General features: G+C 44.9%; 24 protein-coding genes. 11 read left to right on the top strand and 13 right to left on the bottom strand.

Features of this window, described 5'->3' with window-relative positions:
- Positions 1-47: 47 nt before the first annotated feature.
- The 3 genes from V3C20_RS06570 to V3C20_RS06560 form a co-directional block, all read right to left on the bottom strand.
- The gene (locus tag V3C20_RS06570) at positions 48-383 is read right to left on the bottom strand and encodes a multidrug efflux SMR transporter (protein WP_102712491.1); all 336 of its coding nucleotides are present in this window, start codon (positions 381-383) and stop codon (positions 48-50) included.
- Positions 384-1,276: 893 nt separating this feature from the next.
- Positions 1,277-1,579 (bottom strand): hypothetical protein, encoded by a 303-nt coding sequence (locus tag V3C20_RS06565; protein ID WP_130083311.1) that lies wholly within the window; start codon positions 1,577-1,579, stop codon positions 1,277-1,279.
- A 405-nt stretch (positions 1,580-1,984) separates the two neighbouring features.
- Positions 1,985-3,196 (bottom strand): sialidase family protein, encoded by a 1,212-nt coding sequence (locus V3C20_RS06560; protein WP_161981238.1) that lies wholly within the window; start codon positions 3,194-3,196, stop codon positions 1,985-1,987.
- A 693-nt stretch (positions 3,197-3,889) separates the two neighbouring features.
- Between V3C20_RS06560 and V3C20_RS06555 the strand changes: the two genes are divergently transcribed.
- The 3 genes from V3C20_RS06555 to V3C20_RS06545 all read left to right on the top strand — a co-directional run bounded on the left by V3C20_RS06555 (position 3,890) and on the right by V3C20_RS06545 (position 6,861).
- The gene (locus tag V3C20_RS06555) at positions 3,890-5,104 is read left to right on the top strand and encodes an AGE family epimerase/isomerase (RefSeq protein WP_130083313.1); all 1,215 of its coding nucleotides are present in this window, start codon (positions 3,890-3,892) and stop codon (positions 5,102-5,104) included.
- Between the two features lie 570 nt (positions 5,105-5,674).
- On the top strand, positions 5,675-6,016 hold the full coding sequence (locus V3C20_RS06550; protein ID WP_130083314.1) for a hypothetical protein: 342 nt from the start codon (positions 5,675-5,677) through the stop codon (positions 6,014-6,016).
- 89 nt (positions 6,017-6,105) lie between these two features.
- Positions 6,106-6,861: a hypothetical protein gene (locus V3C20_RS06545; RefSeq protein WP_130083315.1), complete on the top strand. Its 756-nt coding sequence runs from the start codon at positions 6,106-6,108 to the stop codon at positions 6,859-6,861.
- 239 nt (positions 6,862-7,100) lie between these two features.
- Here V3C20_RS06545 and V3C20_RS06540 read toward each other — a convergent pair whose 3' ends face one another.
- The 3 genes from V3C20_RS06540 to V3C20_RS06530 form a co-directional block, all read right to left on the bottom strand.
- Positions 7,101-8,417, bottom strand: coding sequence for a sialate O-acetylesterase (locus tag V3C20_RS06540; protein WP_161981240.1), 1,317 nt, complete (start codon positions 8,415-8,417; stop codon positions 7,101-7,103).
- Between the two features lie 353 nt (positions 8,418-8,770).
- A complete protein-coding gene (locus V3C20_RS06535; RefSeq protein WP_161981241.1) occupies positions 8,771-9,994 on the bottom strand; it encodes a DUF2254 domain-containing protein in 1,224 nt (407 codons plus the stop codon).
- A gap of 142 nt (positions 9,995-10,136) precedes the next feature.
- Complete coding sequence (locus V3C20_RS06530) at positions 10,137-10,361, bottom strand: hypothetical protein (RefSeq protein WP_130083318.1); 225 nt, start codon at positions 10,359-10,361, stop codon at positions 10,137-10,139.
- A 150-nt stretch (positions 10,362-10,511) separates the two neighbouring features.
- Here V3C20_RS06530 and V3C20_RS06525 point away from each other — a divergent pair, with 150 nt between their 5' ends.
- The 3 genes from V3C20_RS06525 to V3C20_RS06515 all read left to right on the top strand — a co-directional run bounded on the left by V3C20_RS06525 (position 10,512) and on the right by V3C20_RS06515 (position 13,231).
- The gene (locus V3C20_RS06525; RefSeq protein WP_330935443.1) at positions 10,512-11,009 is read left to right on the top strand and encodes a hypothetical protein; all 498 of its coding nucleotides are present in this window, start codon (positions 10,512-10,514) and stop codon (positions 11,007-11,009) included.
- Between the two features lies 1 nt (position 11,010).
- Positions 11,011-12,033: a M60 family metallopeptidase gene (locus V3C20_RS06520; protein WP_330935442.1), complete on the top strand. Its 1,023-nt coding sequence runs from the start codon at positions 11,011-11,013 to the stop codon at positions 12,031-12,033.
- A 1,036-nt stretch (positions 12,034-13,069) separates the two neighbouring features.
- Positions 13,070-13,231 (top strand): hypothetical protein, encoded by a 162-nt coding sequence (locus tag V3C20_RS06515; RefSeq protein ID WP_153816305.1) that lies wholly within the window; start codon positions 13,070-13,072, stop codon positions 13,229-13,231.
- On the opposite strand, the gene V3C20_RS06510 is transcribed toward V3C20_RS06515, so the two are convergent.
- The 3 genes from V3C20_RS06510 to V3C20_RS06500 form a co-directional block, all read right to left on the bottom strand.
- Positions 13,218-14,009 carry a DUF2971 domain-containing protein gene (locus V3C20_RS06510; protein ID WP_149888691.1) on the bottom strand — a complete coding sequence of 264 codons (792 nt, stop codon included), beginning with the start codon at positions 14,007-14,009 and terminating at the stop codon, positions 13,218-13,220. The two genes, V3C20_RS06515 and V3C20_RS06510, sit on opposite strands and share 14 nt — an antisense overlap.
- 64 nt (positions 14,010-14,073) lie before the next feature.
- The gene (locus V3C20_RS06505; RefSeq protein WP_130083321.1) at positions 14,074-14,763 is read right to left on the bottom strand and encodes a hypothetical protein; all 690 of its coding nucleotides are present in this window, start codon (positions 14,761-14,763) and stop codon (positions 14,074-14,076) included.
- Positions 14,760-16,364, bottom strand: coding sequence for an RNA-directed DNA polymerase (locus tag V3C20_RS06500; protein WP_130083322.1), 1,605 nt, complete (start codon positions 16,362-16,364; stop codon positions 14,760-14,762). Before V3C20_RS06500 ends, V3C20_RS06505 begins: the two co-directional genes overlap by 4 nt.
- A gap of 437 nt (positions 16,365-16,801) precedes the next feature.
- On the opposite strand from V3C20_RS06500, the gene V3C20_RS06495 reads away from it, so the two are divergent.
- Positions 16,802-17,401, top strand: a complete 600-nt coding sequence (locus V3C20_RS06495; RefSeq protein ID WP_102722137.1) for a type IV toxin-antitoxin system AbiEi family antitoxin domain-containing protein — start codon at positions 16,802-16,804, stop codon at positions 17,399-17,401.
- A complete protein-coding gene (locus V3C20_RS06490; protein WP_130083323.1) occupies positions 17,398-18,330 on the top strand; it encodes a nucleotidyl transferase AbiEii/AbiGii toxin family protein in 933 nt (310 codons plus the stop codon). Before V3C20_RS06495 ends, V3C20_RS06490 begins: the two co-directional genes overlap by 4 nt.
- A gap of 91 nt (positions 18,331-18,421) precedes the next feature.
- Here V3C20_RS06490 and V3C20_RS06485 read toward each other — a convergent pair whose 3' ends face one another.
- A complete protein-coding gene (locus tag V3C20_RS06485; protein ID WP_149876504.1) occupies positions 18,422-19,408 on the bottom strand; it encodes a hypothetical protein in 987 nt (328 codons plus the stop codon).
- A gap of 245 nt (positions 19,409-19,653) precedes the next feature.
- On the opposite strand from V3C20_RS06485, the gene V3C20_RS06480 reads away from it, so the two are divergent.
- Together V3C20_RS06480 and V3C20_RS06475 are read left to right on the top strand one after the other, a co-directional pair.
- Complete coding sequence (locus V3C20_RS06480) at positions 19,654-20,277, top strand: helix-turn-helix domain-containing protein (RefSeq protein WP_102722134.1); 624 nt, start codon at positions 19,654-19,656, stop codon at positions 20,275-20,277.
- 784 nt (positions 20,278-21,061) lie between these two features.
- Positions 21,062-21,337, top strand: a complete 276-nt coding sequence (locus tag V3C20_RS06475) for a DUF3892 domain-containing protein (protein ID WP_102722133.1) — start codon at positions 21,062-21,064, stop codon at positions 21,335-21,337.
- 105 nt (positions 21,338-21,442) lie between these two features.
- On the opposite strand, the gene V3C20_RS06470 is transcribed toward V3C20_RS06475, so the two are convergent.
- The 3 genes from V3C20_RS06470 to V3C20_RS06460 all read right to left on the bottom strand — a co-directional run bounded on the left by V3C20_RS06470 (position 21,443) and on the right by V3C20_RS06460 (position 23,416).
- A complete protein-coding gene (locus tag V3C20_RS06470; RefSeq protein ID WP_130083325.1) occupies positions 21,443-22,588 on the bottom strand; it encodes a site-specific integrase in 1,146 nt (381 codons plus the stop codon).
- A 92-nt stretch (positions 22,589-22,680) separates the two neighbouring features.
- Positions 22,681-23,097: a hypothetical protein gene (locus V3C20_RS06465; RefSeq protein ID WP_130083326.1), complete on the bottom strand. Its 417-nt coding sequence runs from the start codon at positions 23,095-23,097 to the stop codon at positions 22,681-22,683.
- Positions 23,098-23,176: 79 nt separating this feature from the next.
- A complete protein-coding gene (locus V3C20_RS06460) occupies positions 23,177-23,416 on the bottom strand; it encodes a helix-turn-helix transcriptional regulator (RefSeq protein ID WP_102722130.1) in 240 nt (79 codons plus the stop codon).
- Positions 23,417-23,544: 128 nt separating this feature from the next.
- Here V3C20_RS06460 and V3C20_RS06455 point away from each other — a divergent pair, with 128 nt between their 5' ends.
- Positions 23,545-26,538 carry an autotransporter outer membrane beta-barrel domain-containing protein gene (locus V3C20_RS06455; protein WP_130083327.1) on the top strand — a complete coding sequence of 998 codons (2,994 nt, stop codon included), beginning with the start codon at positions 23,545-23,547 and terminating at the stop codon, positions 26,536-26,538.
- Positions 26,539-26,612 lie beyond the last annotated feature (74 nt).

The following is a 26,612-nucleotide window of genomic DNA, read 5'->3' as shown; positions in this document are numbered from 1 at the left end:
GCACACTAACCTTCCCCCGACCCGGCACAAATTGCCACGAAGACAGATTAATGTCCGGGGGCCAGCTTCAACCCGATGATGCCGATCAGCAGGAAGGTAGCCGCCAGCATGCGCCAGACATTGGAGGAATCCCCGAACCACAGGATGCCCACCATGAACGTGCCCAGAGCGCCGATGCCCGTCCATACGGCATAAGCCGTACCTATGGGAATGTTCCGTTGCGCCAGCCACAGCAGGAAGCCGCTCAGAGCCATGCTGAACACGGAGAACGCAATGCAGGCGGCAAACCTGCCGGAACCCGTGCCGGGCGCCTGTGAAAGCTTGAAGCCCAAAGGCCATCCGATCTCACAGAGACCGGCCAACACCAGATAAATCCAGGACATATATTGAAACGGGGAATCATCTTCCGTTCGCCGGCCTTCCCGAATGGGAAAAGCTCCAAGGGCAACGGATGCCTTGGAGAGTACCTGCAGCCGCCCCGGAATCAAGCCGGCAATGCATGCGTACCCTGTCATCGGGAAAAAGCAACTATGCGGAGTGGAATGTAGTGATAAAAGAATCCTTTCACATTCTAACAAATATAGTGCAGGCTTTTTGAACCTGCACTATATTTATATAATTCTTAAAATTAAAGGCTTATATAATTTTCAATCCACGCATAACAATTCATGCGAACAACACATTTATACTCCAACAAGCGCCCAAGTCAACAAGCGCCCAAGTCAACAAGCGCCCAAGTTAATTTACCTTCTTATAAAAGCCTTTAAGAAATTCCTTGAACTCTCCGAAGAATCCGGGTAGTGTCTGCTCATCGTTCAACTCATACCAAAAAAAGCTAGAAAGAACCCCTCCTTTCTAGCTTTTAAGATTACTACTTCCGAACTTCAGGGAGACTTAGGAAGCATAATGTCGCAAACATATGCTATACCTTTCTATATATATCAACTCTGAAGATAGGAAGTTGTTCTCCCAAAGAGCGCATCAACCCATAGAGTATAGCCATCATATTATGAAAGGAAATCAACGTAGAAAACGTCCTATATATATAGCATTTCAAATTAATATGAATATATCCAGTAAAGTAATTAGATATATTTTTATAATATTATTATTATTATTTCGCGTGATTTTAACAGATTCATTCTCATTCGTTTGGCCCCATCACCATATTTACTAAATTCATTCTGTAAGTGTGAGAAATAGATCTATTTCTCACACTTACATTATATTAATAATAAATATATTACGCAAACGAGATAGAGAAATCGACAAAAACTCAAAAAATATTTTTGATCGTTTCCAGCGTCTTCTTCGGTTTTTCCGCTGCCTGCTTCCGGGCTACCCGGTCCACGAGGTCATCCACCAGACGCAGGGTAGGCCCCGTGTACGTATCCCGATACCATTTCAGAAGAAATCTCTGCTGTCCGTCACGGCTTTTTATGCTGAACCCTAATTTAAGCTGTGCGGGAGAAAGGGCCGGCCAGGTATAGGGCCGTGTGGCCGCATATCCGATCGCCAGCGCGGCATGAAGATCCAATTCATGTTCCCGGTCCATCACTACCAGATGGTGCAAAAACATATGTTTTTGCACCAAGTTCTCATAAGGTATAGTAGTTGAATATCCTGCCATCTAACAGATATAACCATGTTTGTACACTAAAATCCTCCCCATGAATCTTTTAAAAGCAAGTAACAATGACAAGGCCCGTTCCAGAGGAAAGAGGCCAGGCCCTTCTTTCATGAACAATTAAATCATCAAGAAAATGGACCTGCGGCGACCGGAAGTAAAAAACAAAATCCCTTCGCTGCGCTTCGGCACAAATTCAGTCATGAAAGCCGGAGGCTCCATTCCCTGCCAGCCGGGTTCCCACCATGCCACATGAACATTCCTTTCATTGTCTCTTCCCCCCTCAACCCTTTCTTCATAAAAAACGGGACTGGAAATCCAGTCCCGTTGGAAAACGAATATTTACCGTTCACGAACTTATTTAAGAACCGGAGCTTTCCTTCCTTCCGGCAGTCCCGTGTCCTTCCCGTCCGTCAGCCAGTCAATCGTGATGGGAACAAACTTCAGCTTCTTGATATGTGGCTGGTTCTCCTCATAAAGCACACCTACTACGCCGGGCTCCACCATGGCAAGGCTGGAATAGGCAAAACCGCCTTCTCCCAACAGTTTTTTCACCGGCCAGGTCTTGCCGTTGTCATAGCTCATCGCCACCTGCCCCTTGATGCGCCGTCCGGCGCTGGGTCCGGAAAAGAGGATGCGGCTCCTGCCGCCAAAGGCAGGCTGGTCCGTCAGAGAATAAGTCAGCAGGGAATTCTGCGTGCTGTCGCAAAACAATTCCGGAGCATCTTCCACTTCACCCCATGTCTCGCCGCCGTCCTGCGACCACACGATGCGGCGGCAATTGCCTCCGCCCCAGTGGCGGGCGACCATGACCACGCCTCCGTTATCCGTTTCCGCGATGGATGTTTCATTCACCAGGCCCTTCATATTGGCGGTTGGCTGGCCCTGCTTCCAGCTTTTGCCGCCGTCGTCGCTGTAAATACAGGAAATCACCCACTTGCCGAACGGCCCTTCATTCATCGGAATCACCAGGCGCCCCTTGTGGGGACCGCTCCTCAACTGGGCTCCCGCATTCGGGCCGGAAGCCATGATATCCACCCCTGTGGGCCGCTTGGTCGTCCTAGTAATATCCACGGGCTTGCTCCAGGAAGAACCGCCGTTCCTGCTCTGGATCATGAAATTGCGGATGCACTTCTCGTCGTCCCAACCCTGGGGGATATTAGGCTGCCGCTCCTTGACCCCGGCGGGATAACGCTGGAATACGACAGTCACGGTCTTGGTCTTGACGTCATAAACCGGGCATGGATTATTAAAGGTGGCCCCATGAGACTTGGCGATCGCCCGGGGACGTGACCAGGTCTTGCCGCCATTCTTGCTGACGCTCATGATAATATCGTTCTCCCCCTGGTCGGTATTCTTATACCGGCCTTCGGCAAACGCCAGAAGCTGCCCCCTGCCGATATTGAGCAACGCGGGAATGCGGATGGACTCATAAGGATTCCCTTCCCCCGCGCTGAATACGGTCACGGCCTTGTCCGTGGGAAAATCGGCCTTCTCATCCTGCCCGAATGCCGGCAATGCCACGGCGCATACGGCACTCATCAAACACTTGAATACGGAATTCATCATCTTTTCCACCCTATTCCATTTTCTTCTTCCAGACAACGGCCATGTCATGAATAGGCGTGAAGACCAGAGGAAGCCCTGGAATAACGCATACCATCAGTCCGTCTTTCCGAAACTTCCTCCCGGACCTGACTCGCGCTCGGGAAAAAGAATGAAAGAGAACAAAACAGGTTCTTGAAGGAATTCATGACTCGATAATCACGCACACTTTTTTACCACCTTCCTGCGAGAATTTGCCGCCAGGATGTTCAGACCGTGGAAAAACAGAGGCGGCCACAATGCACGCACCGTGAAATATTAACAAAATCTTCTGATAGTCAAACATGAAAGAAAAACAATCCTTCTCCGGGACAATGAAAAATCCGTCCGTATGCCGTTCCGGCCATGTACGCCTTAAACATCCGTTAAAAGAAATCCTGAGACAAGGAATTCCTCCCCTACGGAACCTTTTGTCCAGAGGTCATATTCTCAACATGAAAATATGGAACCTGTCAAAACCAATACGAACATGCAGACATGCCATGTTCCCAGTCCCGGCGGTAACCCTTTCAGGAGAAACGAAAAACGTTGATGCGTGCAACAGCCTGCGTCCTTCCCCACCCGGATGGAGATCCTCCGTTGGCAATGCACTTGCAGCCGGGAAACAGGGGGCATCAATAAACGGGATGCCCATGAAATGTAACGAAAGACACAACGATGGAAACTAAGGAAACATTGCAATCTTTGGATGAATGGTCCAGGCAGGAACTGAAAGACATTCTGGATTTTTATATCAATTATGACTACGCCCCCAAAGGCGGTTTTTACGGAGCCGTTCTGAGGACGCTTGAACCGGTCAAGGACGCCGACCGCTCCATTGTGCTCAACGCCAGACTCATGTGGACGTTTGCAAGCGCCTACCGCATTCTGAAGGATCCCCGCTATCTGGAAATGGCCAACCATGCAAAGGATTACATCAAGGAACACTTTGTAGACAAGGAATACGGAGGAGCCTACTGGGTAGTAGACGCCCAGGGCAACCCCGCGGATGAGTCAAAATACCCCTACGGTATTGCCTTCATCATCTATGGAGGAGCGGAATTGGCAAGAGCGAGCGGCAGCAAAGACGGCCTGAAGCTGGCCCGGGACATGTATGAAGCGTTGGAAAAACATGCCCTGGATCCCAAACACGGGGGATACTTTGAAACCTTTACCCGGGATTGGAAAAGGCGGGATGACAGCTTCAATATTCCGGACCCTTCCCTGGGATCCAAGGCGCTCAACACCCATCTGCACATGATTGAAAGTTATACGACTCTGATGCTCGTGGATGATGATCCCAAGCTGAGGAAAACCGTGGGCGAACTGATTGACATTATGACCAACAAGCTGCTGGACCAGGAATACTTCCACTACAAGCCCTACATGACTGATGACTGGAAATCAACGGATACCCTGTTTTCCTTCGGCCACGACATTGAAGGCGCCTGGCTGCTGACGGAAGCCGCCGAAGCTTACGGAGGCAAGGAACTGGTGGAAAAATGCAAGCCGATTTCCGTGCGGATTGCCGATGCATGCGCGGACGGCATCAACCCGGACACAGGAGGCCTGTATGCAGAAGCCAACGAGCACGGACTCGTAGACCGTCAGATGTCCTGGTGGGTGCAGAGTGAAGCGGTCATCGGCTTCTTCAATGCCTTCCAGTTGACGGGTGATCCCAAATATCTGGCGCTGACAATGAACGTAGTCGACTACATCAGGAACTATGTCTCCGACCATAGCGACGGCAAATTCCGGGAATGGCTCTCCAGAGGAGACCTGGATCCCCAGGACGGAGACAACGAATTCAGAGTAAACGCCTGGAAAGGCCCCTACCACAACGGCCGTATGTGCATGGAACTGATTGAACGCATTGCAAAAATGCAGGCCTAAAACGCCGTTCCCGAAATAGATGCCGTAACTGGCATAAGTTTTCTTTCCGAGGAAACCGTTCCAACGGGAATGCAGACTGGGTAAAAACGGTTGTTTATTTGCCGCCAAGGGATGAAGCCTGCCATATGGTTTCATCCATTTCCATTGGAAATCAAACGGGAAGGAATAAAATATCTTGTGCCTGTCCGCAAGGTACAGATGGTCCCTGTCTCCAGTTCTTATTCCAAACCGGATAATTTCTTCATCTCGGGAAAACGCCGCTCTTCTAATGAAAAACCTTCCTTCTTCCGCATTCCGTCCGGGCAAGGAAACCTTCCCCGGAAGGAAAAATAAGACGCTTCTCTGCAAACCGTGCCGAATGTCTGCTCAAGAATGAAGAATGTGCGGACGGACAAGAAGAGACTGCGGCTCCTTCTGAAACCTCTGTAAAACAACAGGCTCTGCATGCTGTCTGCTTCTTTATTGTCATGGGGGCGGCAACTTTCCCGTATCACCTTACTACAAATATGGGGTATTTTTCAAAGTCGGCAATGGAATTAATTTAAATGGACATAATGGATGCTTTCCCAGATGAAACTGGCATTTGAAGCTTCATGGAACAGAGGGGGTAAAATGCTGATCTTTATCAAAGTCATTGGAGAATATGGCAACTGGACGCACTCGGCCGATTCTGCCTGCCTAACGGGGCCAGCTTCAGCGGAAAAGATGATCAATCATGGAATATCAGCCAAGTTACAAAATCGGATATCGACGAGGCCACACGGCAATTCCGGAAGAACGTATGACAATCCTGAACAAGCGGAAAAAAGCGCGTTAATGTCTATTCCAAAAATTGGGGCGTCTATTGAGCTACAGAAACTTAATATGTTATTCGCTTTGTGCCAACATAGGGAAAAGTGTTGTGCAGAATAAAATAAACCCCTTCATTTAAATTACATACAGATGATATCGAACATTTTCACCAGAACTTACTTTAACATAAACAGTAAAAAATATTTTCAATGAAAAACTTTTTCCTCATTCTGGTGGCATTTGCAGCTTGCAGCTCGGTTCAAGCCGAGTTGCTGTCCCATTTCCTTGACGGGCAGGAAAGCCCTTATAACCACGCTGCCACAGTACCCGGCATTGACTCTTCGGGAGGCAGCCAGATGACTACTTATGAGGGGGCCATCACTTCATTCACCTACAGCAGAAATCAGGATAAGATCAACTTCCCAACCGTATCGGGTGGCAATGGCAACTATTGGGCCCTGTTCAATGATCATACAACGCCGAGCGACACCCCCCACTATGACAAATCATATATTCAATTTTCAACCAAGGCAGAAGAAGGAAAATCCCTTGATTTATATAACATTACATTTGATTGGGGAGCGGCTGTCCTGGAACCGACAACAGTAACTTCACGGTTCGGATTTGAAATTTTCGCCAACATAGGCGGAGAGGATTGGATACCTCTTGGCCTGACAAGCCAGCGAGGCGTCATTAATGTTGGAACAGATGCAGGATTCAAAACTTTTGATCAAAGTGTATCTTTCGACTTAACTTCCTGGAGTCAAACCTATAGCAACATAAACGAAGTCACATTCAGAATTGCTTTTGCCAACACGACCGAAGATGTTGAGGAAAGTTTGGCGATTAGCAACATACGGCTCAACGGCATGGTGCGTGATGCTATTCCGGAGCCTTCGACCTCCATGCTTGGCTTGCTTGCTTTCATTGGCTGTCTCGTTCGTAGAAAAGTCCGGCCAGCTTAGAATGAGACAAGTTGCAACAGCAATAGGAAAAATTCTCGATCCTTCTTATTTTCTAAACTATACGCTGGACAAACAATCTACAAACGCTAACCAGGCCTTAGAATTCTCTCATTTGAACCGACTCCAATTTGGGGTATAGGCTACTAAAACCAGAACAGGAACTCCATGTCTTTCAGAAGGAATGGATAAACCATGCAGGAAGAAAGGAACAAAAGCGGCTCCGGCCGCCTTATGGAAATCTACCTGGAATCCGTCTTGTTCATCCTGCCCCGGGATTCCAGGGGGTAATCGAAAAACGGGCACCAGTTATCCATGCGGTACACGACGTCCTGAATACGGGTCTTAACCTTCTCCCCCTGGGAATCCCGAAGGCATCCGCGGGCGCCGGTACGCGGACCGGAGGGAAGTTTCTCCTTCAAGTTCATTCCGTACCGGAGGCGGCTGCCGGAAGGGTCTGATGATGTTACAATGCGGACAACATTTTTACCGTTCAAGCTGACGGACTTGATCTCCAGAGGCTCTTCCCGGCCATTCACCAGGGAAAAACCGTAATTGCCCGGATCAAGAATCGTCCTGGTATCCAGCACCAGAGGAGGCACAGGCGTGAAAAACTTTACGTCTACTGTCCAATCCTGCCCTTTCCTGCCGATTGCATGGGCGACGGGATGGATGGGCTTCCATTTCACGCCTTCCACCATCACCTTATACATGACGTATCCGGCGTACTCCCCGTAAAGCCGGGACATGGGAGCCGTCAAATGCACCCCGTCGCTATAGGTGAAATGATACATGGGCGTGGCCATGATGTACCGGCTGTCCTTCTCCAGGGCCAGATCCAGCTGGGCCACGGCAATGACAGGGTAATCCGTGGGATTCTGGGCAAAATAATTGAGGTGGGAAGAAACCTGGTACCCGAAGCACAGCACGTCATTCTTCTGCCCGGTGACGGCCTTGGCGTCCGCGTCAATATCCTGAATCAGCGCGCGCATCTTCTCCTTGTACCATTCCCTTGTTTTTTTGTCCTGCTGGTCGGTTTCCCCCTGCGTCCACAGGAAACAAGGCATGGAAAATGACTTGCCGGCCTTGTCCGCCAGTTCGCGGCCCGCTGTCAAATCATCCAGAATGCGCTGATAGGGAGCATTGCCTTTGGAAAGAACACCAATGCTGACGCCTCCCACGCCGTCGGCAGAGCACAGGAACCGGACCCTGGCGGCCTTTCCGGCATCGCGCTTCTTCAGCAGGCGCATGAAATTACCGGATGCTCCGGAAACGGGCGTCTCCCCCCTGGCGCCGTCCGGAGAAACTCTCTCCACCAGAGGAACGGCGGCGCTCCGGTCATTGCCGCCCTCAAAAGGCCGCACGCCGCCCTTGAACATTAAATTGCCGTTCTTCTGCTCCGTGGTCACGACCGGCTTGGCCGTCCACCCTACGGAAAGCGACTGCCCATAGGACGGCAGGTAATTCCAGTCCGTTAAAACGAGCTTCTGAGCAAAACTGCAAGGGACACCCGCCATCAGCAGACAGAAAAGCACCCCGGAACGGACACATATATTCATCTTCATCATAAGATCACGCGATCATGAGCATGTACGGCCGGGTCCTCATTAAAATTTCCATGTGGGGAAGAAATCATCAGGAAACGATGAAACTTGATCCCCTCTGAAAAGACGGTATTCTAAAACATTAACCATCAGCTATAACAACACGAAACAGCTGCGGCCTACCCCCATTGATGAAATAAAAATGTCGGGAGCCTTTCCGTTTTCCGGGCCGATTTTTACCAACGAAGTCTGCCCGGAAATAAATCCTTTGTTACGACCCCAGGCATTTGGGAAACTTCACGCTGTCTTCAAAATTCAGCCCGCTCGGTTTTGGCCGGATTTCCCTTTCTCACGGAGAAACCAACGGTCTAATCAATAACCAGCTTTTTCAGCGTCTCCCTGTCTTCGTCGAGCACTACGGTTCTAAGCGCATGTTCATAGCACTGGCGGGAGTATTTCCGGGCTTCTTCCTTGAATTGCCCGTTATCCAGGTTATACAGCTCGGCAAAAGCCTTCAACAGCTTGATGTCAATAACCGTAATGCCTCCTTCATCCCGAAGGATAGGGGCAAAAATATCCGAAAACAGATTGGAGACAGTTAAAGGAGGCACCCAGACTCTCTCATACTTCACCTCGGCATGGCGTTCCGCCTGGGCGTAATTCGTAAGGAGGCGCACGCCCCGGTTGATAATATCAATGCCTGTGCCGTAATCATTGACGGCCGCGGACAAGGCCCGGGCGGCAATTTCAGCAAGCACGCACAATCCGAATCTGGGATCCTGTTCAAAATTGCGCTCATGGCCAATCACAAAAGCTCCAAGCAGTTCACGCCGGGTTTCATTTGACACAGGTTTGTCAGCATAAACCAGAATCGAGGTAACGGAAACAAAATCCCCCGGTAGCGCAACAACGTAAATATTAAGATCCTTATCTCTGGAAAGGTGGTCCAGCTTCTCCATGTCAATATATTGGATATTGCCTGTCTGATCGCTCCTGACGGGAACGGCATTTTCCGGAATATCAAGCTCCCGGTCAACCAGGGGATTAGCCCCCAGATAGGGTTCCTTGGCGCGTGCCAGCAACGCTTTCCGTGTCACCCCTTCCACAAGCTCTGAAGTCTCGCCCACCCGGCCAAGCCGGGATAAATGCTCAATCCACCGGATGAGCGTAACCAGAATAATGGCAATCACCCCCAGGGTGACAACGAACAACACGACTCTTCCCTTCTGGTCGTACATGCCGGAATTCAGAAAGATGATCGCAATCAGGCTGAAAATGAAGGACCCGATGAACGTGGAAAGTGCATTCTGGGCCGTGGAATCTTCCATCAACAGCTTGGTGGCCCGGGGCGTCACGCTTGACGTAGCCGCTGCATAGGCGGAAACAACCGTGGTTAAGGAAAAAGTCGTAACCGCCAGCATGCTTGAAGCCAGGATATTTAAAATCGTATCAACCGTATCGGGCCCGATCTTCTGGAAAATATCAAACGGCACGAACTCACCCAGGTAAATCGATGCAATGGCTGTAATAATAGCCAGTAGCGCAAAATAGGTAGCCTTGACCCAAAGCAGCTTGTTAGCCCGCAAAAACAATAACCTGATTTGGAAAATGAAGGACCCTTTCATCAGAAGCTGGAATTGGAAAAACGGTTGAAGGCTACTCTCCTGTTAAAACAGTATCGAAGCCTCTCCGTTCAAGAATAAGACTCTCAAGAAGAAGGAAAGGTGTACCATGTTACAACTTTAATGTCCCCAAGGAGAAACCAGCGCCATGGAACGCCATGAACCGGGAAGCCCCGCTAACATGTTCTGAACCTGGGAAAAATGCTTCACCCGAGGCAAATGGCTCAAGCATGACAGCAGCGAATGCTCCTGTCACGGCAACCGCAGCAGGGGGAGGCCAGGGATTAAAACAATGGAAGCCTTCAAAATCACAAGCAAAGAAGATTGACAGTACCATACTGAAGAGCTCCCCTTCATCAAACAGCCCGGGCCTTGTGTTGAAGCCGGGTGGATTTCCGTTTGCCGGTAAAAAGAGGAATGGTGAAAGAAGAGGAAAACGGAGAGTGTAACTTCTAACATCGTAAAATCATTCACTCCCCACGTTGTTATGAACCGGATCATTTCATTACTCTCCCTTCCCCTGCTGTCGCTCGCAACGGTATTTGCCGCCAATACGCCGGAAAGTATCGGCAATGACCTCCAGCTATTCAAGGATACCTCCTGCACGGCCCTGAAACAGGATGTCAAGGATACTTCCGCCTTCCAGTCTGACGCGATGAAGGAACTCGCGGACAAAATCCTGGCAGGCAACTACAAGCCGGACTATCTGTATGCCGAATACCAGGCCCTCCCCTCACCCCGCCAGACGGGCAAAAATCTCAGAATCGGAGATGGATTCAGCAAATACGACAACATGACGGGTGTCTACCTGGAAAAAGGGCAGCACGTCGTACTGGTCGGCAAGACGTATGGGCGTGAAATCAGCCTCCTGCTCCCGAACCTGATGCGCAAGCCGGCCGAAGGAGTGCAGCCGACGAAAGACCCCAACGGCTGGGGACTGCACAAAAAAACAGATTCCCCTCAAGGAAGGAATCAACATCATTGATGTGGAAACGCCCGCCAACGCCTACATCAGCTACTTCAGCAACGATGCCGACACGGCGCCGAAAATCCCAGTCCATTTCGTGACGGGCAAAGTCAACGGCTACTTCGACACCACCCGGGGCGATACCAACGAAGACTGGGTACGCCTGCTTGACCAGGCCGTCTCCCCGATCATGGACGCCCGGGGAAAATACATCCAGGTTGCTTACCCCGTTGAATTCCTGAAAAAATTCACCAGGGACCGCGGGACAGAACTGATCAACGCCTACGACAAACTGATCGGCATCCAATACCAGCTGATGGGCCTTGAGAAATACGGCAAAATCCCGAAAAACCGCGTCTTTGCCCGTGTGAACTTCAACTACTACATGTTCCGCGATGGCGATGGAGTCGCCTACCTGGGAGACAACGGCACCATGCGGATGGTAACCGATCCGGAAAACGTCCTCAAGGGCGACGCCTGCTGGGGCTTCTCCCACGAAGTAGGTCACGTCATGCAAATGCGCCCAATGACCTGGGGCGGCATGACGGAGGTCAGCAACAATATTTTCTCTCTGCAAGCCGCCGCCAAAACAGGCAACGAAAGCCGCTTGAAGCGCCAAGGCAGCTACGACAAAGCGCGCAAAGAAATCATCGACGGAAAAATCGCCTACCTGCAATCAAAGGATGTCTTCAACAAGCTGGTCCCCCTGTGGCAACTCCATCTTTACTTTACCAAAAACGGGCATCCCGACTTCTACCCTGACGTCATGGAATACCTGCGCAACAACGCGGGAAACTACGGAGGGAATGATACCATCAAATACCAGTTCGAATTCATCAAAGCATGCTGCGACGTCACAAAAACCGACCTAACCGACTTCTTCGAGAAATGGGGCTTCTTCAAAACCGGACAATTCCATATCGGCGACTATGCCAATTATGATTTCACCGTCACCCCCGAAATGGTGACTGAAACGAAAAAATGGATTACCGATAAAAGCTACCCAAAATCCCAAACTGACATAACCGGAATAAGTGAATAGGGTTATTCAGGAATTTTGGTTATTCTTCACAACTATCAATTATACCATAATACTATAGTAAAAAAAATGAAAACTTTTTCTCCATTAGGATATGGATGAATCGGAAAAAGAGCAAAGTCCATTTGCCACAATGTAAGGCAAAAATATTTTTTGCGGTAATTTTTCAGATTTGCGTAGGTTAATACCCATCATTCCTTTGAAATCCTTACAAATGATCCTGGAGACATGCAGAATAATTACCCTCTACCGACAAAGAATACAGCGTACAACTGGCAGGAAACATGGCACAATCCTTCTATGGAGATTTTGTACGAAGCCGTTTTTAATTAAACATTTCCTTGTACCCACTCAAACTGTATCCAGCACTTGGAATCAAAGGAATACAGCGCCATTAATTCTAAATTGATTCCTACGAAAATTATTCAGAAAGGAAGGTAATTGATAAGGGAAGTCGTAAAAAAATCCGTACAATCAATTCTGGGGATATTCAGAATAAAATAACCTGCGTATAGATGATTCCGTGTATACTGTAATCCTCATTTTGTAAAATATGTGTTTCCCAAATGATCATGTACAATAGAGTTATGCAGATTAAAAAAGGCTAATGAAAACGGGCTTAAAATTTACAAATATATTGCAATGAGCAAGTTATGAAAAATATGGTCTCATACAATGTATATTAAAGATAAAGAGAGAGTTTTCAAATGTATACCTCTGTATTCCATGTATTGTTTCCCCGGAAATCCCATGGAATTCACAAACATATGGAAATAAATAAGTTATAAGAAAAATGATCTCACTCAATGTATGAATATAATAAATGGAGGAATTACCAAATGCATGATTACGTATGACCGGATTCCAGGACTTCCAAGGTCAATCAGTTTTGTACGAAGGCATTTTTAATAAAATGATTCCAAATAATTAATCCTAAAATGATTTCTATGAAAATTGTTTAGGATATAGAGAAATGCCAATGGAGATTGCAGGGAAGGTTCTTGGAGAGATTTAGGGCAAGAACAGTCAACTATGAACAATGATTCAAAAGAAGAGAATCCTGATTGGAACAGATTTTGGAGCTACAATCCCAGTGCAGATAATCCTCATGAGTTTCGTGAATGGATTGGAGGATTGGTATGATTATGAATGGAAAAGAAATGAAAAAGATGGGTTGAGACTTTTTATTAAAAAATATTAATATTATAAGGTTCCTCGCTATCAGTATATACATCAAACGTATCAAATCTTGCATGTACACGTTCTACATTGACAATATATACGGCTTCTTGAACCAATGTATTGTTTACTATGAGCACTGTTTTATTTGTACTTCTTGAACATTTCCAACCTAATAAAATACGTCTAATGTATTTATTCAATCCTTTCACAAAAAATAATTCTCCACGCGAGATTATGCCATCTCGCCATAGATTAAATAAAATTCTTTTTTCCTTCTCTCCTTGCCAAACAATGTCTTTTCGATGCAAGCTCTCAACATAAGTTTCTTGATGCCTTTCTTTACACCAATTTTTATAATCATCGGGTTTATCAGATAATAACTCGAATTCTCTTTTTAGTTCTTCTTCATTTAAAAAAGCTACTCGTTGATTTGAATACTTTACATCACTTAAAATCAAACTCTTTCCCTCAGATTCATGTTCTAATAATGCTGCTTCATGATCAAAATCTAAATGATACTCTAATTCGGGGCGAGTATCATCTATTGAAGTATATGGAAATTCGAATTCAATACAGACGCCCTTATGGCTATCTCCATATAATCCCCACATTGCGGAAGATTTATAATCGGAGCAAAAACTAATGAAACCAACCTCATTGGCTTCACTATAAGCCGATTCTTCTAACCAAATTGGATCAAAAACAGGATTACATTCAAAAACATCATTAGTTTCTTGAGGAAGAATGAGTTTTAGAGACTGGTTTTGCAAAACATTTATGAGGTTCTCATAGCTCATGAAAATGTATGCTTTTATAGTTTTTCTATCATCAGGCATTATTTTTAATAAAATATTATTAATGCTATTCCAAGATTACATCATATGATAAATCTGATAAATAACTACATACTTTTTGACATAAATCTTCATATGATAGATCTGTTATTGACTCTATAAAATTATTAATATGAGATTCCCAAAATTTTCCTGTTCTTGGATTAAAAAGTTGTATCTTATCAATTTTATACGTATTTGAAGTCCAATTTAAAGAAATATATGTTATTAATTGACGTAAATCTTGAATTTGAAAATTCCTATCTCCAGCCTTGATTTCAGATAAAACATCCTTATAATAAATATCTCCTTTACAATTACTTAAAACTCCACATCCATTAAATTTTGGATGAATAATAATATCGTTTTCATTATACACGGATAACATTCTATTTGTCATTTCGTGAATTATTTTCAAGTTATCATCGTTTAATTGATAGCTTTCTAAATTATTTCTAGGGAGATTCAATAAAATATCATAAGATTCTCGAACGGAAATATCTATATCATCTATGCCATTTATTTTTTTATTTTTGAATAAATTAAAAGATATGACGTTATTAATGGATCTATATAAAGGGTCTTCTTTAGTGGAAATAGGAGGGAAAATATTTTCGGCCAACCCTGCATTGATAGCATTAAGATAATTTTTAGCCCACGGTGTAAATTCTAACCAAAATGCCGAATAATTTTTAGAAAAACTAGTTTCCGATATCATAATGGTAATTTCCAGTTATTTTGTAATGGAGACTTAGAAGAAACCCAATCTTTAAATACAGTTTCAAATTTTGAAAACTTTTCTCTAGAATGCTGTCTCCAATGTTGCCCCTCATCACCGAGGAAATAGGAAGCAGCGATCAGGGTTCTTCTCTCAAATTTTCCTACTGCAAGAAAATTCTTAATTCTATCTGATAGCCAAAATTCATTTTTTAAATTAATCATGGCATATAAGCAATTTAAACGAATTAATTCTGAAGTTCGTTCGGATAATTTTGCTATTGCTTGAGTTGATATTTCTAAATTAACTAAAGAAAGCACTCGTGCTGTATATGAAGCATTATTATCTGATTGTATTATATAAGAATCGTTTTCTACCAATTCACATAACTGCCCAATGAATTTTTCGATTGTTGATTTCTCACATAAAAGAAGTTTCTTATGAGCTAGTATCATAACCGAAGGATAAATAGGATACAATTTATCAAGATTTTCACCTATTACAATAAAGGCTAAATTAAGTTGCTCATTATCTAGATATCTTACTGCGTTAAGCAGTTGTTTGCCAAAAGCTTGATGTATTCTACTTTTTCTTATTTCAGATTTTATTAAAGATACTATATCATATTGGTTTAATTGAGATTTCAATGTCTCGTAATCTTCTGCTGCAGTTATAGAATAAGGGTCATAATGTAAATGAAGATTCATGAAATGAACCTTTTCTTTATTCTTTTCACGGTCTTCTCCTTCTAAAGTTGCTCTTACATGTGAAATAAATTCAGATTTCAGCATTATCTGAGTCTTGTTTTTTTGCAATGCTAATCCTTCATTTTTTAGTAAAAATTCAGCACATAAATTTAATTTTTTATATGCATCTTCATATGAATCAGCAAATAAAATATAATCATCTACATATCGACAGAATTTTATTCTTTTTATCAACAGCATTTGATCCATCGAATTCAATAAGATCTCTGCTAAAATCCTAGAAGCATTGCCGCCTATTGGTAAACCATAAGAAACATTGCCTGAAATATCTTGTAGTATAGTTAATATTTTTTTTATGACGTCAGCGTCAGCTTCTGTTCTCTTTAGTGCATTTTCTAACCGATGATGATATATTCTATTATAAAAATCAGATATATCAAATTTTACTACATAATTAAATCCTTCGCATATTAATGCAGATTTTTCGTAAAATTTGCGCCAATTTATTTCGCTGTTGAAAATTTTTCCACTATCTTTCCCAAAATTAATACGATATGAATATACTGTATCTTTATCTATAGATATTCTCTTTTCCTCTAATTTTTCGGATATTTTCAAAACTTGAGCGAGAAAATATGCATTCCATATAGGATCAATTAGTGTAGCCCAGCGATAACCTGTGTATCCAACTGGAACACAAGTTTGAATAGCCTCTATTGGGTAATTACTTAGCCATGTATTGAAATTTTTGTCTATATCCTCCAAGAGGGATTTTATTTTCCCAGGATCATCGAAAAAAAGTGCATTTTCAACTGGATATGGAAAAATATCCGTATCACCATATTCAGCTATGTTCTTGATGGCTAGATTATAATAGTCGGTTGAATCCCCCATGATAGTGGAGATTATAATACCAATTGAAGAAAAAAGAGTCCAGTTTCTTTCTTCTAATTTTCCCCATTTCTTCCCCACAGCCCTACAAACAAAAACCGCAATATATTCATTACGAATACATTGCGGCGGAAAATTAATGGCGGACAGGGAGGGATTCGAAGCCTCGAATCATTGAGCATAAGTGATTAACAATGAATTCGCTGAGCTGAAAATGGATGCTTTTGGGGTGACATTATGTAAGTTATTCATTACAAATGCTTCTTAATTTCATGGGAAGGCCATTTCCTTTCACCTCTTCCCCCGTATATCTTCCGGTATCTCTGGCCCAACAACTCCTTCCTGCATGGTTCTGGTGAGACCAGAATTTCGACTTGCCATGTTCTTTCAAATGTTCTAAAAGTACACATATCATTCATCCAAGTGTGTACTTTTGACTCATGACTATCCCTGCTCCAATCAAAGATTTTTTCCGTAACAAAGGCGGTGTTATCCGGAGGGGGGAACTTCTTCCTGCGCTGATGACCGCAAGAATGCTGCAGAAATATATGGAGATGGGGATTATCCGAAGATGGGGACGAGGCTTTTACTGTCTTAACGATGAAAGCCTGCCTTACGAGCCGGAAATGCTCATGGTTGCCAGGAGATATCCTGCTGCGGTTATTTGCCTTGTGTCGGCGCTTTCATTCCATGACATGACGACACAAATTCCCCATGCGGTTGATATTGCCATTCCTTACCAGGGGAATGCTCCCAGGTCTTCCTATCCACTCGTGCACACATTCCGGTTTCGTGATGCCATTTATGAAGCGGGCATTGAAACACATGACATGCAAGGAGTGCCTCTGAAAGTCTACAATATGGAAAAGACTCTGGTGGACGTGTTCCGTTTCAGGAACAGGGTCGGAATGGATGTATTTCTGGAAGCCCTCAAAATGTACGCGAATAATCATCCCGTCAATCTTCCCCTCATTCATGAATATGCCGCTCTTCGCGGAGTTACCCGAACGATCATGCCTTATCTGGAAACACTCGTATGAGCAAGGAACATCCCGCCAACAAGGCCGCTTCAATAAGAGACAAGCTTTACAACCTGTCTCGGAAAAACGGACGGAATTTCCAGGAAATCGTTCAGTACTATGCGATGGAGAGATTCCTGTACCGTCTGGGACAATCTGAATTTCAACATAGTTTTGTCCTCAAAGGAGCGCTTATGCTGCGCGTCTGGAATGTTCCACAGGCAAGGGCAACAATGGATATAGACTTGTTGGGCACATTGGATAATAGCGCTTCATTCATTGAGGCGTGCATTCAAAAGATTCTGGACGTACCCGTGCCGGATGACGGGCTGTCATTTGATCCAGAGTCGGTGACTTCCATGGAAATAACCCAGGAATCGGATTACCGGGGACGCCGCATTTTGTTTTTCGGGTATCTGGAACGGATGAGAATCCGGATGAAGATTGACATAGGCTTTTCCGATATTGTTCTGCCGGCTCCCATTCCCATTCATTTTCCTACGGCGCTGGATATGAATCCACCCATGTTGCAGGGATATACACGGGAAAGCGCTATTGCTGAAAAATTCCATGCCATGGTTTTCCTGGGACTTCAAAATTCCAGGATGAAGGATTTTTATGACATTTATGTTCTGTCCAGCCATCATTCGTTTGAAGGAAATCTTCTAAGCCGATCCCTCCAGGCTACTTTTGAAAGGCGCCATCTGGATATTCCATCCTCTTTGATAATAACGTCTTCTTCATTCCTGAAAATGAAGGAGGTGCAATGGACTGCCTTTCTAAAGAAATTTCCCGTCTCTCTGCTTTCCGGGATTCCGGTTCATTTGAAAGAGGTCGTTCAAAGGATTTCGTTTTTCCTGCTACCTCCATGCGAAGCATTATTGTCCAAGGCTTCTTTCGAGAAAACCTGGAATCCGTCGACTGGCAGCTGGGATGAATCAATGTCGTGAACCGTCACTTCTTCTGAAAGGTTTGTTGCTATTAAAACGGAAAGATTCCCCCCAGTGAAGGAGGGAATCCATGCCGTTCTCCGGGATGATCCTAGAGGGCTTTGACCTTGTAGTAGTACTTGTGTTCGTCCAGGGTTTGTTTGAGCGAATCAATCAGGTCCGTCCTGTCTGCCGGTATGTACACGGCGTCATGGAGGCTGATGCAGACTGGATGATTCCGGCAGAACTCCCGGAGGATATCCTCGTAGTGGAACAGGGTATGGGAAGATTCCAGATCGTCGATCGCCTTGATGAAGGATTCCATTTCATCGAAGTAGTCGTCGGTGAGGAATTCCCTCAACTGGTTTTTACATCTGGTAATCCATCTTTTATCGGCAGTACCTGACAACAGGGAGAAAATCCATGTGATAAGTTTCTCCTTGGTTTCTTCCCTTTCGTCTTGATCTGTAGGAAGCAGGGTATTGGTTTTGATCGCTTTGAGCATTTTCATGCATTGGCCGCGTGCAGCAAGGCACTGAACAATGGAATTGGTCAGGTCAATTTCCACCATGTCAACTCCATAGACATTTTTGAATACATGCTTCCTGATAGATGAAGGCATTGGGGTGAACATGTTGTAAACCCGTGGATGCTCATCATTTTGGCTGTATGCATTATCGAAACGCTTGCCGGCAATTTCAGAAACAAAAGCAGTTTTGTTATTTGGCTTTCTTTTCCTAGCATTTTCAATAAGTTCCTTAAACCCAGGAGAGTTGATCTCAGCCTTGAAGATGGAATTCAGGTTATAGGATTTGAGGATGCAGGGATGAACCGGGATGGATTCAATGCCAAGGCTGGTTAGTGCCTCTTCAAAGATAGGGGTGATCTTTGTCCTGGTTTTCTTGTTGAGGGAACCATCCTTGATATTGGGATTGAACAGCATCCTGTAGAGGCCGTGTTTGACCTTGTTGACAGGAATGGTGAAGTAGACGTATTCCTTGGGAGGAAGTATTGGCGCCAGTTCTCCGTTCTCCTGGACGAGAGGGAGGGCGTTCAACAAGTTCTCGGCATCTACTTGCTTCATGTCCTTTTTGAGCATTCCGATTTTCTCAGCCGTTTGATTGGCGTTAATGAGTTTGGAATTGTTGATGATGGTTTTTGTGACACGGGTGTTGGTTACACCCATCAATTTATTATTATTTTTAATAAACATTCTTCGTAGTATCCGAATGTTCTTTTTATTCCTAAGTGCTCTTTTATTATGGAAATATACATCCTCTAAAATACATTATAATAAGGATATAATGAAAATCTTATTGATTCATTCGTCCGTTCCCTGTATGGATGTTCGCAGGTAAAATGAGGAAAAGGAAACGGCCATTTGTCCCGGCGGATAAGCAGGACACGAGGAAGCTGACTGCGGAAGAACGGGAAAAACTCCGCAGGAAGGCGGTATTGCTCTATAAGAGGGAAAATCCTGTTCCGGCCATTGCAAGGAAACTGGGTATACGTCCTGCGACTGTCTATAGATGGATTAATAATTACCTGAACGAAGGTCCTGTCAAATACAGGGAGAATAAGAGGGGGAGGCGTCCTATCCCAAACAAATACACTCAAAAACCATGGAATGAATTTGTCAAGGAACTCAGGGAATATTGGGCAACCCAGGAGAAGAAGAAGCCGGGAGTCCCTGAAAATATATTACTATACAGGGGTAAAGAGTTCTTTGAATGGTGTTTCGGACTGACAGAAGGAACCAGGTACGTTTATTACTGCCAGATCAGGAGAAAGCTGGATGAACTGAAAATCCGCGAAAACGACTCGGTTACGCTACAGGACAGGGATTTTCTTCGGAGGCAATACTATGATCCGGGGCACCATCAAACCGGATGGATGAAGTACTGCATGTTCCTACTGGGAAGGCCGTTCAAATCCAACAGCAGGAACATCTGGTTCAAGGGAATTTAATTCTCAATGGATTTGAAGGCATGCAGACAATTTCCGGGTATCCGTCCGGTATTATAGCAAGGGGAGCATTCCGCTAATTCTTACAAATTATTCTGGATAATTATTCAGAATAAGCTGTTTGCTCTCTTCGGGGTATTTCCTGATGCACAAAAGACTATTTTTTGTAATATGCTGATAGCAATTTCATTATACAAAAAATGGTCTCATACAATGTATATATAAAATAAATGGAGAAGGAATTTTTTCCCGTATACCTGATACATGCCCAAGGGAATTTGCCCATAACGGAGCCTGGTCTATCCCATACGGATTTGGGAACATGTACTCCAAGACAGCTGTCTGCCAGTTTTTGAGCTCAATAGGAAGAATGGAGATATTTTAGTAATAAGGACATAGGACTTCATTTCTGATGAATAGATGAGTCCCGTCTAATTTGACCATGGCGGAGTCCGGATAGCCCCCGATGGAGTTGGGAATCCTTCTCCCAAGACAACTGTCCAGGGCATGTTTTTTACATAAAATGGATATGGAAAGAATGTGGAATACTCATGATCAATGGAATAGGAACAGCAGGTTCAAGTTATTCAAGGCATGGATCATGGAAATTGTTCCATAAAGAAGCCTGGATTGCCCTATATGGATTTGATGGGAATAGGCCAAGTGTGCCCACTGGGGGAAATTGAACCTGGATTCATTCCATTATTCAAATAACTCGCTGGGCATGTATTGCGTAATACAGTTTCAGGGAGACTGCCGGAAATCATCCATGTAAAATTGTCCCACTATGATTTTGGCGACAAAGATTCATTTCAAATACGGCAGTCCTTCCTATCCAAATGAACAAGATATCCAGTCCATTTACCTGTCAGGAGAAGGATTGGAAGGGTTTTATCCCAAGGAACAAGTTTACGACATGCTTGTTCAAGGAAAGATTATCAGGGGCAACATTTACCCCTATCCTGCATTGGAAGAAATGACGAGTTTCAAGGGAGAGAAGTATGTGCGTTCCATGCCTAACGAAAGCAAGCACGACAATCTGCTCAATTTGCCCCGCGTGTGATTTTGTTTATGCCGATTCTCGTTTCGATATAGACAAAAGGTTTTGTGTGTATTGTGCAATAGTCAAACAGGGCACTTCACATGCAGCCTCCGATTGGGAATCCGGTTAATCCAGATTGAGTGAATCAACGTATTCAGGCGTAAGTTTCCAATAGAGTTCCGCATCCTTTTTCCTGGTAGGCTTGTAGTAATGCTTCCGTATCATCTGGATGCTGTTGCCCATTTCATCGGCTACGCTGGCCATGTTTCCGAAACAGGTAACTTTATAGGTGCAGTAGCTGTGCCGGTATCCGTTCTGCTTGGCTTCAACGTATTCAGGGATTGTTCTCCTGAAGGCGTCATAGATGCGGTCGACATGTTTTTTGCATCGTCCGAAATCAAAGACAAGTCCGTTGGTATGTTCACATGTAAGAAGCCATTTTTTGGCAACGTTGGGGAGATGGACAATGCGTCTTCCGGTTTTTCCTCCTGACAGGTAAAAGTCTCCGTCTTCATCGGGATTGCTCAAATCCAGTTCCTCCCATGTAATGTATTCAAATTCGGACAACCTGACTCCGCAGAACATGGCGATGACCAGCGGAGCGAGCATTTTGTTTTGATGTACCTTCGTGTAATGGAGGATTTGGACGGCTTCATCGACTGTATAAATGCCGGGTTCAGGACGTACAGCCTTGGGGCATTTGATGTTGGTCATGTCGATTTCACACCATTTGAAGAACGAGATGACGGCTGCCCGGTAATGCTGGCGTGTCTTTTCTGCTATATCCAGACCATAGAGCCATTTTTCCACTTCATCCTTCTGGATGGTGCTGACGATTTTCTTTCCGAATACTTCCTTGAAGACATTGACTCTTGAGAGGGTGAGGCGGATGTTTTCCCTGTTGGATGCCGTCAGGAGCTTGTGCTTTTTCCATTCCTTGAAAAGATCCATGACTGTCCTGCTTTGCTTGGGATGGGCGACGAAGCTCATGTATCTTCTGATGAATTCAGCCAGGGAGATGGAAGGATTGGTTTTGTAGAACCGGTCGATCATAATTCTGTCTTCGGGATCGATGATTGTTTCTTCTACAAGTCCGGTTTGTGAAAGCTCCTCTTCAAGGATCCGGCATTTCTCAAGACCTTCCTTTCTGTCCTTGACCCTGCATTTGTTGTTCCTGGTGGAACCGTCAGGGTTGATGGTATTCCAGTAGACGCGGAACCTTCCGTCGTTCTCCTGAACCAGTCTGCATAATTTGAACTTCTTCGCTGCCATGTATGAGTTCATTATACCGTAGAAACGGAAGTTCGTACGCGGTAAAACTCAATAATGGTCAGTTATTTTTATCGTAAAATGAATCGGTTTTATTATCCGGCGATTCCAATTTTTGAAGCCGTAAAGGAGCAGGCCAACCAGAAGGAAATGGATAAGAACCAAATACCGATATTCTTCCAATTCAAGTCTCCTCCGTCAGCTCCTATGGCGTTTCCCCTACCCAGAAATTGATACAATCGGTATGCGTCTCCTATTTTGGTCAAACATCCCAACAGGAGATAAAATACGATGCTTTTCGATGAACCAGCCTTGCCCGGTTTGTCATCCGCATACCGATGAGTGGATAGCGTGTTTCCCTGATGGTCGCAAATGAAGAGGGCGTTTCCTTTGAGTATGGAGACGACCTCAGAAGAGAATCCCAAGAGTTTTCCTTGTTGAGTGAACAGGATTTGTCCTTCAGGAGATATTACGCGGACATGTGTTCCTTGCTGGTATGCAACTCCGATCATGAATCCATCATGTCATGAACCACGGGATTCGTAAGCGATAAAATACAATGACTGTCAATTATTTTGCCGTAATGATCAGTTATTTCCCTGGCTTGATAGGAGGAATATCCTGACAGAAAAAAGCTACATCCCTATTCAGTTTTTCTGCGATTTCGCAGATGGTATAAAATGTGATGTTGCGCTCTCCCCTTTCAATGCTGCCGTAGTAGCTTCTATCCAAATTGGTAACATGCGCAAATCCTTCCTGAGAGAATCCCTGGGCTTTTCTCTCGTTTCTGATCCTTTCTCCTAATTCCTTGAGTACATTTTGCTTGGACATTTATTCATTATCGCAGAAATGAGAAATTTATGTCCACGGTCTAAAATACCTCTTTACAGTTGTGGAGATACGCGATATTCAAACGCTATCACCTACTAACCAAGGAGAATGAACAACCCACATCAATTATGAAGTTACACCTGCCTACAGTACTGCTGGCGGCCGTGCTTGCCTGCATCTCGCAACCGCTCATCGCTACGGAAACAATCAACCTGAATACCCATAACTGGGATCAGTATGTCGGAGATTATGGAAATCCAGGATCTCCTCAATTTGATAACGTCAACCTAAGCCTTGACGGCAATTGGTCTGTTAATCTTGATAAATTTTACGGTCCATGCTGGGGATCAACGGATGACGGTTCCTATATGTTGACAGGACAAGGTACTATGGATTTCAAAAATGATTCCTTTATTATATGTGGAGGATCTTCCGATTGGCCTGATTCATATAATCCCCCTACTGGTAACGCCAAATATACCATCAGTTCTGGTATCGTTTTAAAAAATGTATCATTAGACGCACAGTTAGGGGCACAAGTGAAATTCAATGGTTCCCTCGAAACGAGCAACAAAGAATCTCCCTGCTCATTTTTTGTTGATTCTACTGTTGATGGCCCTTTATCTATCATTGATTTGAGAAACGCGACGATTAAGGATAACGACTTTGTTAATTTGGAATTTTGTCGAGGAATTATTATCAAAGATCAATATACTGTATCAGCTAACCATGGACTTAAGATTTGGAATGATACTTCATCTCAAGGAAGTGGAATTCTACAAGGGAATCTCATTCTTTCGGATGGCGGTGAGATAGCTCTATTTACATATGGTGGTCACAAATATTCTAACATAACTATAACTGGAACTTTATCTATTACAGGGAATACAACAGTTGATTTCCACTCTGTTTCTTCTCCGGAAGATGGTTTCACTAGCCCCGAGACGGGGACAATTGTATTTTACTGTAAAGATATTACTGGTGAAACTAGCCTTTTGAAGATTACTGAAAGTTATCGTGGAACCACCACAGTTTCCCGGAACATTAGTGACAAGAAATTCGTATCCATCGCCCAGATAGACGGACGTTATGCCCTGACGCTGGTTGACAATGGATACGATCCCGGGGAACCGGAACAACCAGGAACCATTATTACGGATGGTAAGGCTCCCGACACTCTTTCCAAGGATGTTGTCGTCTCTTTGAGTAATGGAGGAAACGTCGATGCGACGGAGGTTACCAGCGGACTCAACAATTCCTATGTCCATGGAATGGGAGGAAGCTTGGTGACCGGTGATTCACAAACATTTACCATGGCAGGATCAGACACCCTCGGATTCAGCATTGTTGGAGAAAATGGAAATGCAGGCGCAGACATTCAGGTCGGTCAGGTTGGAGGAAACATTACCGATGCCGCCATTGTTTTGACCGGAGGCAAATACGAATCCAAACAGGTCAATGTTCAGAGCGGTCTTCTGGAAATTGCTCAAAACACTGTGCTTGGAACGACTGATTCCATGCTGACCGTTGGAGTTTCCAATGGTTCAGGAAATACTGTCGCCGCTTCCGTCAACAACAGGGGAACAATCAACAATGATGTTACTATCAATTCAGGCGCATCCCTGGACAACAGGAATACCGTCAATGGAAATGTTCTGGTCAATGGATCATCCATTCTGAGCAACAATGGGACAGTAAAGGGAGAAGTGACAATTGCGGAAAACGGTTCTGTCAATGGCAGCGGTACATTCGCCTCGACCATTCTCCAATCCAACGCTCTGCTCTATGTCGGCAATAGTCCGGGATTCCAGCAGCACAATGATCTGACTTTGGATAATGGTTCAAGGCTTGGTTTCTACTTGGACGGGATTACTGCCGCTACCTTGGCGAACCATGGTTCAGGCACCTATTCCAATCTTTCCGTGACTAACATACTGAATTTGAATGGAACAGTGAATACCGAAGTAGAAGTTGGTCTTGGCATTTTGGCCGCAGGAACGGAAGCGTTTACTCTGGATCTTATCCAAACGGAAGGAACAGTTTCCGGGAACGGCGATTTTGTCCTTTCCCTGGATGATAAAAACCATCTACTGAAGGAAGGAAGCCTGCTCTGGAATGCGTCTACAGGGACATTGAGTTTTATTGGACAAGTGGACGAAGCTGTAGCTGCCGCTCTGGTCGGAAAGGACGGATCCAATATCGCCAATTCCTTGTGGTCGAGTACAAGCGTCGTCAAGAACTTCGGTCAAACGGCTGTTTCTCAATTCAAGGTCACCCAACCGGGAGATTCCAATGTATGGGTAAGCGGTTTGGGTGATTTCGTTACCATGAACTCCACCTCTCATGCAGACGGCTTCCAGTACAACGGAGGCGGGTATGCGACAGGGATTGACTACGCCTGGACGAAGAAATTCCGCGCCGGCATTGCCTTCGGTCAAACATTCGGAACGTTCAAATCCGACGACAACCAGGCATCCGTCAAGCAGGACAGTATCATGACCGGCCTGTACGCCAATTATCTGGAATCCATCAATGATAATCAAAACCTGGGATTGAGCGGATATTTCGCCTATGGTTCCGTGGAAAACAAGGCAAACACCCTTGTCGGTAATTCCTCATACCTTCCCGGTCATGCAAAATGGAACGACGACGTGTTCACATTCGGACTTAAAGCCGACTGGAACATCAAAGTCACTGACAAGACCACATTGACGCCGTTCATTGGAATTGATTACGTCCATGGATCGCAGGAAAGCTTCACGGAAACATATTCCAACGGCAGCCGCCAATACAGGGACGGTAATATGCAGGTATGGAGTGTTCCGGTAGGCATCACGGTTAAAAAGGAAGTATCGGTCGGAGGAGGACAGCTTCTTCTTCCCGAACTGACAGTCGCCTATGTCGGTGATGTATCCAGAACAAATCCTTCGGTCAAATCCACCATTTACGGCATCGACAACAAGCACGCAGGAAGCAATCCGGGCAGAAGCGCCTTCATGATGAATGCAGGAACCAACTGGATCATCAACCAGAACTGGAGCGTAGGAGCATTTTACACGCTGGAAGCCAGAAGCAGCCAGGTGAATCAATCAGCCTCACTTTCGGCAAGATACAGCTTCTAACGAGTTCAGAAAAGAGGTCTATAAGGGAATAAATAACGAATCTCCTACGAACTTTGGAGATTCTTTGACAGTAG

Source organism: Akkermansia sp. RCC_12PD (genome assembly GCF_036417355.1).
GTDB lineage: Bacteria > Verrucomicrobiota > Verrucomicrobiia > Verrucomicrobiales > Akkermansiaceae > Akkermansia.
The sequence above is the reverse complement of the archived record's forward strand: the minus strand, read 5'-3'. Positions and strand labels throughout refer to the sequence as shown.